The sequence below is a fragment of the Curtobacterium flaccumfaciens UCD-AKU genome (assembly GCF_000349565.1).
Classification (GTDB): Bacteria; Actinomycetota; Actinomycetes; order Actinomycetales; family Microbacteriaceae; genus Curtobacterium; species Curtobacterium poinsettiae.
The window spans coordinates 67067-80032 of record NZ_KB714611.1; the positions used below are offsets into that span (position 1 = coordinate 67067).

Below are 12966 nucleotides of genomic sequence, written 5' to 3' on the forward strand. Positions count from 1 at the left end.
CGCGCCGTGCCCCGCCGCAACACCGCACCGCACCGGGCACGCAACGCGGCCCGGGCCAGCGAAGCCCGCACCGTGCCGGACGGGAGGCACGTCGCGGCCCGGCCCCGCGCCTCCCGTCCGCACCGTGCCCACGTCGTCACCCGGTGCGCGCTTCCACGCGCCGTGCCCCGCCGCAACGCCGCACCGGGCACGCAACGCGGCCCGGGCCGGCGAAGCCTGCACCGTGCCGGCTCAGGCCGGGACGCCGCCGGGGTAGACGACGGACTTGAGCGACTCCGGGTCGGTGTCGCTCTCGAGAGCCTCGCGGACGTCGTCGAGTCCGAACCGGCCGGTGACGAGCGAGTCGAGGTCGACCTGCCCGGACGCGACCAGCTGGATCGCCACCGGCCACGTGTTCGTGTACCGGAAGATCCCGGTGACCGTGACCTCGAGGTTCTGGATGTGCTCGACCGGCAGGGTCATCTCGGAGTTGCCGAGCCCGACCAGCACCGCGGCACCCGCCGGACCGACCGCCTTGATGCCGTCCGAGACCGCACGGGGCGCCCCGCTGGCGTCGATGAACGCGTCGACGGGGACGATGTCGGACGCGACGGACACGGCGGTGGGGTCGACGACCTCGGTGGCGCCGAACTCCAGGGCCCGCGCACGGCGCTCCGGGACCAGGTCGCTGACGACGATGCGCGATGCACCGAATGCCTTCGCGACCTGCGCGCAGATGATGCCGATCGGACCGGCACCGGCGATGAGCACCGACGAACCGGGCACGATGCCGGCCTTGCGGACGGCGGCGATGCCGACCGACAGGGGCTCGAGGAGCGCACCGGCCTCGAACGACACCGAGTCGGGCAGGACGTGCGCGAACTCGGACTCGATCGTGACCAACTCGGTGAAGGCACCGTCGACCGGCGGCGTCGCGTAGAAGCGCATGTGCGGGCAGAGGTTGTAGCGACCGGCCAGGCACTGCGCGCAGCGGTGGCAGGGGCGCTGCGGCTCGATGGCCACGCGCTCCCCCACACGGGACGGGTCGACGCCCTCGCCGACCGCCTCGATCGTGCCGGAGAGTTCGTGGCCGAGGACGAGGGGCTCCTCGACGACGAAGTCGCCGATGCGGCCGTGGCGGTAGTAGTGCACGTCGGAGCCGCAGACGCCCACGGCGGCGACCCGGACGAGCACGTCGCCGGCGTCGACGGCGGGGACGGGGCGGTCCTCGACGGTGAGGTCCTGGGTGCCGAGCAGGACACTGGTGCGCTGGGTGGAGGTCATGCGGTTCTCGCTTCCTCGGCCGCGTCGTCGCGGCCGGACGTGAGGGTGGTGGAGGGGGCGGCGGCGGATGCCGCGGGCGTGGTGGCCGTGGTCGCCGCGGGCGCCGCGGGCGCCGCGGTGGCCGGTCTGAGCCGCGCTGCCGTCGGGTCGCGCAGCAGATCACGGAACCCGAGTTCAGCAGCGCCTCGGAGCAGGACATCGGCACCGAGCGCCGCCGGTGCGATGCGCAGCCGCTCGGTCACGGCAGCCATCGACTGCGCCCGGACCTCAGCCTCGATGCGGTTCCCGACGTGGCCGAGGAGCACTCCGAGGAACCCACCGAGGACGACCACCTCGGGGTTGACGGTGTGGATGGCATTGCGGAGTGCGGTCGCGAGGGCCGTGACCTGGCGGTCGACCACCCGCTCGACCTCGGGACGGCGCTGCGCGAGCGCCGCGGCGAGCGCTGACGGGTCGTCCGAGGCGACGCCGGCGGCAGCGACCAGGGCATCACGCGACGCCTCGGTCTCGAGACACCCGACAGCACCGCAGTGACAACGGACACCGTTCGCTGCGACGAAGGTGTGACCGAGCTCGCCGGCGTACCCGTCCGCACCGCTGAGGGGCCGAGCGGCACTGATGACGCCGCCGCCGATACCGCTCGCGCCACCGTTGAGGTAGATCAGGTCGTCGACTCCGCGGCCACTGCCGTACAGCCGCTCCGCCCAGGCGCCGGAGTTCGCGTCGTTCGCGGCCCGGACCGGCAGACCGGTGCGCTCGGCGAGGGGACGGGCGATCGGTTCGTCGTGCCAGCCGAGGTGCGGCGCGTAGCGGACCACGCCGTCCTCGACCCGCACGGTCCCGGGGACCGCGACACCGATTCCGGCGATCCGCGTGGGCGGGCCTTCCCCGGCGATCAACTCGTCCAGGAGTCCGGCGATGGTCTCGACCGCCTCGGCAGCGGTCGGGGCGCTCTCGCTCGCCGCCACCGCGCGGGTGCGCACGCTGCCGTCGAGTCCGACGAGTGCGACGGTCACGGCGTCCACCTCGACCGTGACGGCGACCGCGACCACCTCGGCCGAGGCACGGACCACCGGGCTCGGGCGGCCGACGCCAGCACTCGTGCTGCCGGTCCCGGGCACGTCCTCGTGCACCAGCCCGAGTTCGACCAGTTCGCCGACGAGCGTGAGCGTGGTTGAGCGGTTGAGTCCGGTGCGGCGGGTGAGCTCGGCACGGGTGATCGGACCGTCCTCGTGCGCCAGGCGGAGGACACGTGCGGCGTTGCGCAGCGCCGGGGTCTGCGCGACACCGGGTGCTGCAGCTGTGCGTGCCATCGGGTCCTCTCGGTCGGTCCTTGCTTGCTTGCTTGCTTGCTTGCCCATCTTCGCGTGCTCGGTCCTTCCCAGAACGCCTGCGATGGAGAGCGGGATCGGGCGTACCTGGTCGAAACGAACGACCAGGTGTGCCCGGATTCAGCAGGTACGCCCGGAAGCGGTGGGGGCGTTCGAACGCAGGCGGCCCGGTCAGCGCGACTGCGAGAACGCGGCGTCGAACGACGCCTCCGGCGGCGCGATGGTGCCGAGCCGCCGCACGAACGCCAGCGCCTCGGGCCCGCCGACGAGCCGGTCCATGCCGGCGTCCTCCCACTCGACGCTGGTCGGGCCGGCGTACCCGATGTGGTTCAGCACGCGGAACACCCGCTCCCACGGCACGTCCCCGTGGCCGGCGGTGACGAAGTCCCACCCGCGCCGGGGGTCACCCCACGGCAGGTGCGACCCGAGCCGGCCGTTGCGCCCGTCGAGCTGCTTCACCGACTCCTTGCAGTGCACGTGGTACACCCGGTCGGCGAAGTCGAGCAGGAACGCGGCGGGGTCCAGGTCCTGCCAGACGAAGTGGGACGGGTCGAAGTTGAACCCGAACGCCGGGCGGTCCTGGAACACCTGGAGCGTGCGCTTCGCGGTCCAGTAGTCGTAGGCGATCTCGGACGGGTGCACCTCGAGCGCGAACCGGACCCCGACCTCCTCGAAGACGTCGAGGATCGGTGACCAGCGGTCGTGGAAGTCCTGGTACCCGGCGTCGATCATCGCCGGCGGCACGGGCGGGAACCCGGCGACGGTCTTCCAGATCGACGAGCCGGAGAACCCGGTGACGGTGTCCACCCCGAGCGCGGCGGCGGCACGGGCGGTCCACTGCAGTTCCTCGGCCGCACGCTGCCGCACGCCCTCGGGGTCGCCGTCGCCCCACACGTGCGGCGGCACGATGTCCTCGTGCCGCTGGTCGATCGGGTCGTCGCACACGGCCTGGCCGACCAGGTGGTTGGCGATCGTCCAGACCTGCAGCCCGTTGCGTTCCAGGATCGCCTTGCGCCCGGCGACGTACTCCGGGTCCGTCGCGGCGCGCCGGACGTCCAGGTGGTCACCCCAGCAGGCGATCTCCAGCCCGTCGTAGCCCCACTCGCCGGCGAGTCGGGCCACCTCTTCGAAGGGCAGGTCGGCCCACTGTCCGGTGAACAGGGTGACCGGCCGGGAGGCCTGGGTCGTGTCCGTCGTGTCGCTCGCGTCCGTCGTCGTCATCGTCGTCGTCCTTCTTCGCGGTGGTCGGGTTCCGTCACCAGGATCCGGGCGCGGACCCGGCCGGGACGGTGGCGGGTCGCTCGACGCGCGAGTGCACATCGACGACCGAGTGGTCTCGGGCGGCGGCGGAGACCGCCTCCATGACCTCGAGCACGTGGAACGCGAGGTCGCCGGAGGCCCGGTGCGGCCGGTCCGTCGCGATCGCGTGGGCCATGTCGGCGAGGCCGTAGCCGCGACCGGCGTCGGCGTACCCGGCGGCGACCGGCAGGTCGCGCCACGAACGGTCGTCGGCGGTGGCGATCGACACGGTGTCCGAGAACCGGTTCGGGTCGGGGACGCCCAGGGTGCCCGCGGTGCCGTACACCTCGAACAGCGGGGCGCGGGTGGCCCAGACCTCGAACGAGACGGTCACGGTGGAGACCACGCCGCCCTCGTGCTCGAGGATCGCGACGACGTGCGTGTCGATGTCGACCGGGATCGGGGTGCCGGCGTTCGGCCCCGTGGCGACGGTGCGCTCGCGGGTGGAGCGGGTCGCGCTGCCGCTGACCCGGACGACGGGCCCGAAGAACGTGACGAGGCTGGTCAGGTAGTACGGCCCCATGTCGAGCAGCGGTCCGCCGCCGGGCTGGTAGTAGAAGGCCGGCGCCGGGTGCCAGCGTTCGTGCCCGGGGGCGCTCCAGGCGACGGCTGCGCCGACGGGGGTGCCGATCGCACCGTCGTCGAGCGCGGCGCGCGCGGTCTGGATGCCGGTGCCGAGGACGGTGTCCGGGGCGCTGCCGACGCGCAGGCCGGCGGTGCGGGCGGCCTCGAGCACCGGGGCGGCCTCGGCGGTGGACATCGCGAGCGGCTTCTCGCCGTAGACGTGCTTGCCGGCGGCGAGTGCCCGGGTGGCGATGTCGGCGTGTGCGGCCGGGATCGTCAGGTTGAGCACCACGTCGACGTCGTCGGCGGCGAGCAGGTCGTCCACGGTGGTGCCGCGCACGCCCTGTGCCGCACCGACCTGCTGGGCACGGGCGACGTCGAGGTCGGCGACCGCGGCGAGCTCGAGTCCGGGCAGGGCCGGGAAGTGCTCGAAGTACTGCTGGCTGATGACCCCGACGCCGACGACACCGACGCGGAGCACCCCCTCGTTCAGCGTGCTGCCCACAGGAGTCCCCGTTCGATGATGGTGCGGAGTGGCTGCGACTCGACGACCTCGAGGCGGTGCCCTGGTGCGGAGACGAACACGCGGCCCTCGCCCCACTGCCGCGTCCAGATCGCCGGTGCGGTGACCGGTCGGTTCCAGGCGTCGAAGTCGCGCGCGTCCTGGGTGGTGGTCGCGAGGACGTCGTTGTACTCGTCGGACAGCACCCAGTACTGCTCGGTGACGAGGTCGAAGTCCTCGATGCCCTGCGTGATCGGGTGCTCGTGCCCGAGGTCGGTGATGTGCACCGTGTACGGGATGTAGTTGTCCGACTGTTCCCCGACGCGCTCGTCGGGGTGCTTGCCCGCGTGGTGGGCGAACTGGCCGCCGACCATGTGCAGGTAGTCGGCGGTGTTCCGGAACGCGTCCGCGATGCCGCCGTGCCAGCCGGCCAGTCCGGCGCCGCCCAGGACCGCGCGCTGCAGCCCGGCGAACTCGTCGTCGGCGATGGTCGACATCGTGACGACCTGCACGATCAGGTCGACCTCGTCCATGACGGCGGCGTCGGCGTAGACGGCCGTCGAGTCCGACACCCGGACCTCGAACCCGTTCTCCTGCAGGAACGGGATGAACAGGTCGGTGGTCTCGACGGGCTGGTGGCCGTCCCACCCGCCGCGGACGACGAGCGCCCGGCGGGTCTGCTCGGCGGCGCTCACGAGGTCGCCGTCCAGGTGCTGCCGGCGGCGGCGCTGCGTTCGACGGCGTCGAGGACCCGCTGCACGTGCAGGCCGTCGGCGAACGACGGTGACGGGTCGGTGCCGGTGGCGACGGCGTCGATGAAGTCCTTCACCTGGTGGCTGAAGGTGTGCTCGTACCCGATGAGGTGTCCGGTCGGCCACCACGCGGCCATGTAGGGGTGCTCGGGCTCGGTGACCAGGATGCGCCGGAAGCCCTGCTCCCCCGCAGGGGCGTTCGACTCGTACAACCGCAGCTCGTTCATCGCCTCGAGGTCGAACTGGATCGCGCCGTCGGAACCGCTGATCTCGAGCGTCAGGCCGTTCTTCCGCCCGGTCGCGTAGCGCGTCGCCTCGAAGGTGCCGATCGCACGGTCGGCCGCGCCGCCGCTGAGCCGTGCGGTGAAGAACGCGGCGTCGTCGACGGTGACCTGCCCGCGTTCGCTCGACGCGGTGCCGGAGAGCCCGACCCCCTCGGCCATCAACGGACGCTCGGTCACGAAGGTCTCGAGCGTGCCCGACACGGTGGCGAGCGACGAACCGGTGACGTGCTCGACCAGGTCGATGGCGTGCGCGCCGATGTCGCCGAGCGCACCGGAGCCCGCGAGCGACTTGTCGAGCCGCCAGGTCATCGGGCCGTCCTCGTCCGACAACCAGTCCTGCAGGTAGAGCGCGCGGACCTGGCGCACGGTGCCGATCCGGCCGTCCTGCACCAGCTGCCGGGCGAACGCGATCGCAGGCACGCGGCGGTAGCTGAACCCGACCATGGCGCGGACCCCGTGCGCCCGGGCTGCAGCGGCAGCGGCGGTCATCGCCTCGGCCTCGGCAACGGTGTTGGCGAGCGGCTTCTCGCACAGGACGTGCTTGCCGGCCTGGAGCGCGGCGATCGCGATCTCGACGTGCGAGGACCCCGGGGACACCACGTCGACCACGTCGATGTCCGGATCGGCGACGACGGCACGCCAGTCGGTGGACGCCGCCTGCCAGCCGTACCGCTGCCGGGCTGCCTCGGTGCGTTCGGGATCACGCCCGACGATCACCGCCATCTCCGGGTCGGCCCCGAGGTCGAAGAACCGGGGAGCGGTCCGCCACGCCTGTGAGTGTGCGGCTCCCATGAAGCCGTGCCCCACCATCGCGACCCGCAGTCGTTCCTGTGCCATCCGCTCGCTCCTTTGCGATCACGTGCTTGCCACAGCCAACACTACCGCTTATGTTGGGCGCGGCAACATTTTGTTTCGACGACGAACGGTGACCACCATGGCAACGACGCCCACCCGTGCAGACAAGTTCTCCTTCGGTCTCTGGACCATCGGCTACAACGGCTCGGACCCCTTCGGCGGGCCGACCCGTCCCGCCCTCGACGTGGTCGAGGCGGTCGAGAAGCTCGACGAGCTCGGGGCCTACGGCCTGACCTTCCACGACGACGACCTGTTCGCGTTCGGTTCCACCGACGCCGAGCGCCAGACCCAGATCGACCGCCTCAAGGGCGCCCTCGAGTCGACGGGGATCGTCGTGCCGATGGTCACGACGAACCTGTTCTCCGCCCCGGTCTTCAAGGACGGCGGCTTCACCTCGAACGACCGGCAGGTCCGCCGCTTCGCGCTCCGCAAGGTCCTGCGCAACATCGACCTCGCCGCCGAGCTCGGTGCGTCGACGTTCGTGATGTGGGGTGGCCGCGAAGGCTCCGAGTACGACAGCGCCAAGGACGTGCAGGCCGCGCTCGAGCGGTACCGCGAGGCCGTCAACCTGCTCGCCCAGTACGTCACCGACAAGGGCTACGGCATCCGGTTCGCCATCGAGCCGAAGCCGAACGAGCCCCGCGGCGACATCCTCCTGCCGACCCTCGGCCACGCGATCGCCTTCACCGAGACGCTCGAGCGCCCGGAGCTGTTCGGCATCAACCCCGAGGTCGGCCACGAGCAGATGGCGGGCCTGAACTTCACCGCCGGCATCGCCCAGGCGCTCTACCAGGGCAAGCTCTTCCACATCGACCTCAACGGTCAGCGCGGCATCAAGTACGACCAGGACCTGGTGTTCGGCCACGGCGACCTGCAGAACGCGTTCTCGCTCGTCGACCTGCTCGAGCACGGTGCCCCGCAGGGCGGCCCGGCGTACGACGGCCCGCGCCACTTCGACTACAAGCCGAGCCGCACCGAGGACATCAGCGGTGTCTGGGACTCCGCGTCGGCCAACATGCGCATGTACCTGCTCCTCAAGGAGCGTGCGCAGGCGTTCCGCGCTGACCCCGAGGTGCAGGCGGCACTCGAGGCGTCGAAGGTCGGCGAGCTGTCGACGCCGACGCTGAACGACGGCGAGTCGTACGACACGTTCCTCGCCGACCGCTCCGCCTACGAGGACTTCGACACCGACGCCTACTTCGGCGGCAAGGGCTTCGGCTTCGTCCGCCTGCAGCAGCTCGCGATGGAGCACCTGATGGGCGCGCGGAATTGACGGCAGACGCGCCAGCGGCTGCGTTCCGCGCGCCGAGGCGGCGTGCCGCCGAGGTGGCTGAGAACACGGACGAGCGCCAGCTCGTCGCCGGGGTCGACTCGTCGACCCAGTCCTGCAAGGTCACCATCCGTGACGCCGCGACCGGTGCGGTCGTCCGCGAGGGCCGCGCGTCCCACCCGGACGGCACCGCCGTCGACCCCCGCCACTGGTGGGACGCCCTCGGTGCCGCCGTCGCGGACGCCGGCGGCCTCGACGACGTCGGTGCCGTCGCCGTCGCCGGGCAGCAGCACGGCATGGTCGCGCTCGACTCCGAGGGCCGCGTCGTCCGCGACGCCCTGCTCTGGAACGACGTCCGCAGTGCGGACGCGGCCGCGCAGATGGTCGACGAGCTCGGCCAGGAGGCGTGGGTCGCCCGGACGGGGCTGGTGCCGGTCGCGTCGTTCACCGGGACCAAGCTGCGGTGGCTCCGCGACGCCGAGCCCGAGAACGCGGCCCGCGTCGCGGCCGTGGCGCTCCCCCACGACTGGCTGTCATGGCGGCTCCGCGGGTTCGGTCCGGCGGACGAGAGTCCGCTCGGCCCCGACCTGGAGGCCCTGGCGACGGACGCGTCCGACGCCAGCGGCACGGCGTACTGGGACCCGGTGCGCCGCGAGTACGACCCGGAACTGTTCGAGCTCGCACTCGGGCGGCCGATGCGGCCGGCGTCGATGGGTGACGACGACGCCGTGGTCGTGCCCCGCGTGGTTGCTCCCGACGAGGCGATGGGCACCCTGTCCACCGACGTCGAGCTGCCCGGCGGCGCGGTCGCGCCCTCCGGCCTCGTCGTCGGCGCCGGACTCGGTGACAACGCCGGGGCAGCGCTCGGCCTGGGTCTCGGCCCGGGCGACGTCGCGGTGTCCCTCGGCACGAGCGGCACGGTCTTCGGGGTCAGCGACGCCGAGGTGCGTGACCCGAGCGGGACCGTGGCGGGCTTCGCCGACGGGACCGGGTCGCGCCTCCCGATCGTCACGACGCTCAACGCGGCCCGCGTGCTCGAGGTGATCGGCGGCCTGCTCGGCGTCGACCACGACGCGCTCGGCGAGCTGGCGCTGCAGGCGCCGGCCGGGGCCGACGGCCTCGTCCTGGTGCCGTACTTCGTCGGCGAGCGCACGCCGAACCGGCCGGACGCGACCGCCTCGCTGCTCGGCATGACGCCGGCGACCACCGACCGGGCGCACCTGGCCCGGGCGGCCTTCGAGGGGATGCTCTGCGCCCTCGCCGACGGACTGGCCGCGGTGCAGGACACCGGCGTGACCGTCGAGCGGCTGCTGCTCATCGGGGGCGCTGCGCGGAACCCGGCGGTCCGCGCCGTCGCCGCGCAGGTGTTCGGCCGTGACGTCCTGGTGCCGGAGCCCGGCGAGTACGTCGCCGCGGGGGCTGCGAAGCAGGCCGCGTGGGCGCTCACCGGAGCCCTGCCGACGTGGGACACCGCGACGACCACCGTGCCGTCCGACCCGCACCCGGAGGTGCTCGAGCAGTACCGCGCGGCGGCGCGCTGAACCGACACTCCGTGCCCCCGGCGCCGTCCTCGACGGTGCCGGGGGCACGATCGTCCCGGAGGACACACCATGCCACTGACCGACCTGCCCCTCGACGCGCTCCGCGCCCACCGCTCCGACGTCCGGCGCCCCGCTGACTTCGACGCCTTCTGGGCGGACACGATCGCCCTCGCCCGGACCGCGGGCGAGGGGGTCGAGCCGGTCCTCGTGCCCGCCGAGACCCCGGTCACCGGTCTCGTCGTCGAAGACCTGACGTTCCCCGGGTTCGCCGGTGACCCGGTGCGGGCGTGGGTCAACCGTCCCGTGACCGACGACCCGGGCGCACTGCCGGTCGTCGTCGAGTTCCTCGGCTACGGCGGTGGCCGCGGTCGCCCGGGTGAGCGCGTGCACTGGGCCCTCGCCGGGTACGTGCACGTGGTGATGGACACCCGCGGCCAGGGCTCCGGGTGGGCCGGCGGCGACACCCCGGACCCGCACGGCTCCGCACCGCACGCCAGCGGCTGGATGACGAGCGGCATCGGCTCGCCCGCCGACCACTACTACCGCCGCGTCTACACCGACGCCGTGCGGCTCGTCGAGGCGGTGCGCACGCTGCCCGGCGTCGACCCCGATCGCATCGCGCTGACCGGCGGGAGCCAGGGCGGCGGGATCGCCATCGCCGCAGCGGCCCTGGTCGAGGCACACGTCGGACCGATCACCGCGGTGCTGCCCGACGTGGCGTTCCTGGCCGACTGGCGGAACGGCACCGACGTCGCGGTGGGCGGTCCGTACCTGGAGCTCGCGCAGTACCTCGCCGTGCACCGCGACGCGGCCGAGGGCGTGTGGGAGACCGCCGCGTACTTCGACGGGGTGAACCACGCCGCCGGCATCACCGCACCGGCGCTGTTCTCGGTCGCGCTGATGGACGACGTCGTCCCGCCGCGCACGACCTTCGCCGCGTTCAACGCCCTGGGCTCCACCGACCGCGAGATCGCCGTGTACCCGTACAACGGGCACGAGGGCGGCGGCTTCCGGCACTGGGAGCGTCAGGCGGCGTTCCTGGCGGACCGCCTGCGCTGACGGACGTCGCGCGTCAGCGGTCGCTGCTCACGGGTTCGGTCCACGCTGCGCGCGGAGGTCCCCGAAGGTGAAGCGCTCGCGGTCGACGTCGTCCATCAGCCCGTGCCCGCGCCCGCGCCCGGTAGGAGGTGATGTGGACCGGGGCGACCCTCGGTGCACGCTCGTAACCACTCATCAGATCCTCCGATCTGTCCCCGAGCCTCCGACCCTGTTCGGAGGAGGACAGTTTGAGTACCTCTTGGACGGTGAACGCCTCGCGCGGCGTCCACAATGCCCCCCGAACGGGTGCGGGTCACATCCGCGCACCTCGGATACCGACGGCGTCGTGGCGTCGGAGGCCGATCCACACGAGCGCCTCGTACGCTCCCACGTATGGACCAGGCACCGACCACGGCGAGTGGTCCCGAGCACGGCGGAGCACGGCTGTCCCGCACCGTGCACGAGGCGCTGCGGTTCGTGCACGCACACGCCCGCGAAGCGATCTCGGTACCGGACATCGCCGCCGCCGCGAACCTGTCGACCCGAGGCCTGCAGAGCGCGTTCCGGCGGGAGCTGCAGACCTCGCCAGCGTCGTACCTGCGCGGGGTCCGGCTCGAGGGCGTCCGCCGCGACCTGCTCTCCATGACACCGGCGGACCGTCGCACCATCGCGGACGTCGCGAAGCACTGGCACTTCAGCAACGCCGGGCGGATGGCGGCCGAGTACCGCGCCGCGTTCGGCACCGCACCGTCGGCGGCGCTCCGGTCGTTCGACCCGGCGGACCCGGACCCCCGCGCCACGACGGACCTCGGTGTCCCCCCGGGCGAGGGCTCGCGCTTCCGCGTCGTGCTCGACTGCGAGGTGGAGATCGAGGACGCCGACGCGACGTTCGCCAGCGCCCTGCGCCGCGCCCAGGGCGACGACCACCCCTGGCACGGCTACGACCCGGACGGCAGCACCGCTGACGTCGTCGCGTTCCTGCTGGCGAGCGCCGTCCGCGGGGTCGCCGGTGACACCTCCGGCATCCGACTGCGTGCCGTCAACCCGATGCTGCGGGCGCCCGACCAGCACGGCGGGTACCCGTCGGCCGAGCTCCCGCCGTGGTCGGCACCCGGCCACCCCGGACGACCGGACGGACCCACCGCATGACCGGCACCCCGCGTCGACGCCGCTCCGCACTGCTCGCCGCCGCGCTCACCGCAGGACTCGCACTCGCCGGCTGCACGGCCCCGACCGCCGCCCACGCTGATGGGTTCGACGTGACCGGCTTCCAGCCCGAGAACGCCGACACCGCCCTGGTGGACGCGAACGCCGCCGCGATGGACGTGGTCGGCGTCGACGGGTTGCTGCTGAACCGCACGGGGTCGAAGGTCACCGCACCGTCGCGCGCCGCCAAGGCCCAGCGCAACCGGGCACACGCCAACGGGCTCACCGCGCAGCTGCTCGTCAGCAACTACTCCGAGGCCGACGGGGACTTCAGCGAGCCGATCGCCCGCAGGCTGCTCACCTCGCCCGCGAACCGCGCCCGGGTCGTCCGATCACTCGCCGCCGACGTGGCCACGGGCGGTTGGGACTCGGTCATGATCGACCTCGAGGCGCTGACCAAGGCCGAGAAGCCCGGTCTCACCGCCTTCGCCCGCGAGCTCCGGGCCGCCGTCGGCGACGACGTCCGGCTCGACATCGCCCTGTCCGCGTCGACCACCGCGGCCGGGTACGCCCGCCTCGGCTACGACGTGCGCGCCCTCCGTGCCCCGCTCGACCACCTGACGCTCATGGCCTACGACCAGCACGGCCCCTGGGAGCCGGACGCACCCGGTCCGGTCGGTTCGCTCGCGTGGTCGTCGAAGGCCGCCCGTGCACTCGTGAGCCTCGCTCCCGCCGACCAGATCGTGCTCGGTGCCGCCGGGTACGGCTACCACTGGAAGGGGAAGCGTCCGGCCGGTCAGCTCTCCGACGCCCAGGCCCGGCTCCGGGTCCGGAAGGCGGGCGCGACCGCCCGCTGGGACGCGACGGTCGGCGAGTGGACCGCGACCCTGCCGAGCGGCGAGGTGCTCTGGTGGTCCGACGCACGCTCACTGCGTGCGCGGGTCGCGCTGGCGGAGCGGCTCGGTCTGACGGGCGTCGCCGTCTGGTCACTGGACCTGTCCGACCGGCTCGACCCGCTCGGGTGATCAGGACCCGCTGACGGACGGGAGGCGCGGTGCGAGCCCGCACCGCGCCTCCTGTTCGTCACCCGGTCACGCCCAGGGCACGTGGTCCGTCACCGG

At 73.0% G+C, this 12966-nt stretch carries 11 protein-coding genes; 5 read left to right on the plus strand and 6 right to left on the minus strand.

Features of this window, described 5'->3' with window-relative positions; genetic code table 11:
* Positions 1 to 231: 231 nt before the first annotated feature.
* The 6 genes from H489_RS26615 to H489_RS26640 form a co-directional block, all read right to left on the minus strand.
* Entirely contained in the window at positions 232 to 1263 is a 1032-nt protein-coding gene (locus tag H489_RS26615; protein WP_017886779.1) for an NAD(P)-dependent alcohol dehydrogenase, read from the minus strand.
* Positions 1260 to 2576, minus strand: coding sequence for an ROK family transcriptional regulator (locus H489_RS26620; RefSeq protein WP_017886780.1), 1317 nt, complete (start codon positions 2574 to 2576; stop codon positions 1260 to 1262). Before H489_RS26620 ends, H489_RS26615 begins: the two co-directional genes overlap by 4 nt.
* Before the next feature lie 189 nt (positions 2577 to 2765).
* A complete protein-coding gene (locus H489_RS26625; protein WP_017886781.1) occupies positions 2766 to 3815 on the minus strand; it encodes a sugar phosphate isomerase/epimerase family protein in 1050 nt (349 codons plus the stop codon).
* Between the two features lie 34 nt (positions 3816 to 3849).
* A complete protein-coding gene (locus H489_RS26630) occupies positions 3850 to 4962 on the minus strand; it encodes a Gfo/Idh/MocA family protein (protein WP_017886782.1) in 1113 nt (370 codons plus the stop codon).
* A complete protein-coding gene (locus H489_RS26635; RefSeq protein WP_017886783.1) occupies positions 4947 to 5654 on the minus strand; it encodes a ThuA domain-containing protein in 708 nt (235 codons plus the stop codon). The genes H489_RS26630 and H489_RS26635 overlap by 16 nt, the downstream gene beginning before the upstream one ends.
* A complete protein-coding gene (locus H489_RS26640) occupies positions 5651 to 6832 on the minus strand; it encodes a Gfo/Idh/MocA family protein (protein ID WP_017886784.1) in 1182 nt (393 codons plus the stop codon). The genes H489_RS26635 and H489_RS26640 overlap by 4 nt, the downstream gene beginning before the upstream one ends.
* 97 nt (positions 6833 to 6929) lie before the next feature.
* Here H489_RS26640 and xylA point away from each other — a divergent pair, with 97 nt between their 5' ends.
* The 5 genes from xylA (at position 6930) to H489_RS26660 (ending at position 12870) form a co-directional block, all read left to right on the plus strand.
* Positions 6930 to 8123 (plus strand): xylose isomerase, encoded by a 1194-nt coding sequence (gene xylA, locus H489_RS26645; RefSeq protein WP_031259514.1) that lies wholly within the window; start codon positions 6930 to 6932, stop codon positions 8121 to 8123.
* A gap of 53 nt (positions 8124 to 8176) precedes the next feature.
* Positions 8177 to 9661 (plus strand): xylulokinase, encoded by a 1485-nt coding sequence (xylB, locus tag H489_RS26650; protein ID WP_017886786.1) that lies wholly within the window; start codon positions 8177 to 8179, stop codon positions 9659 to 9661.
* 69 nt (positions 9662 to 9730) lie between these two features.
* A complete protein-coding gene (locus H489_RS26655) occupies positions 9731 to 10720 on the plus strand; it encodes an acetylxylan esterase (RefSeq protein WP_017886787.1) in 990 nt (329 codons plus the stop codon).
* Positions 10721 to 11092: 372 nt separating this feature from the next.
* On the plus strand, positions 11093 to 11848 hold the full coding sequence (locus tag H489_RS36745) for a helix-turn-helix domain-containing protein (RefSeq protein WP_017886788.1): 756 nt from the start codon (positions 11093 to 11095) through the stop codon (positions 11846 to 11848).
* Entirely contained in the window at positions 11845 to 12870 is a 1026-nt protein-coding gene (locus H489_RS26660; RefSeq protein WP_081612254.1) for a glycosyl hydrolase family 18 protein, read from the plus strand. Before H489_RS36745 ends, H489_RS26660 begins: the two co-directional genes overlap by 4 nt.
* The last annotated feature ends 96 nt before the right edge of the window (positions 12871 to 12966 follow it).

What these genes read in the sequence shown, in the direction of transcription:
- H489_RS26615 (WP_017886779.1), bottom strand. Translation starts at nt 1,263, where the DNA reads ATGACCTCCACCCAGCGCACCAGTGTCCTGCTCGGCACCCAGGACCTC.
- H489_RS26620 (WP_017886780.1), bottom strand. Translation starts at nt 2,576, where the DNA reads ATGGCACGCACAGCTGCAGCACCCGGTGTCGCGCAGACCCCGGCGCTG.
- H489_RS26625 (WP_017886781.1), bottom strand. Translation starts at nt 3,815, where the DNA reads ATGACGACGACGGACGCGAGCGACACGACGGACACGACCCAGGCCTCC.
- H489_RS26640 (WP_017886784.1), bottom strand. Translation starts at nt 6,832, where the DNA reads ATGGCACAGGAACGACTGCGGGTCGCGATGGTGGGGCACGGCTTCATG.
- xylA (WP_031259514.1), top strand. Translation starts at nt 6,930, where the DNA reads ATGGCAACGACGCCCACCCGTGCAGACAAGTTCTCCTTCGGTCTCTGG.
- H489_RS26655 (WP_017886787.1), top strand. Translation starts at nt 9,731, where the DNA reads ATGCCACTGACCGACCTGCCCCTCGACGCGCTCCGCGCCCACCGCTCC.
- H489_RS36745 (WP_017886788.1), top strand. Translation starts at nt 11,093, where the DNA reads ATGGACCAGGCACCGACCACGGCGAGTGGTCCCGAGCACGGCGGAGCA.
- H489_RS26660 (WP_081612254.1), top strand. Translation starts at nt 11,845, where the DNA reads ATGACCGGCACCCCGCGTCGACGCCGCTCCGCACTGCTCGCCGCCGCG.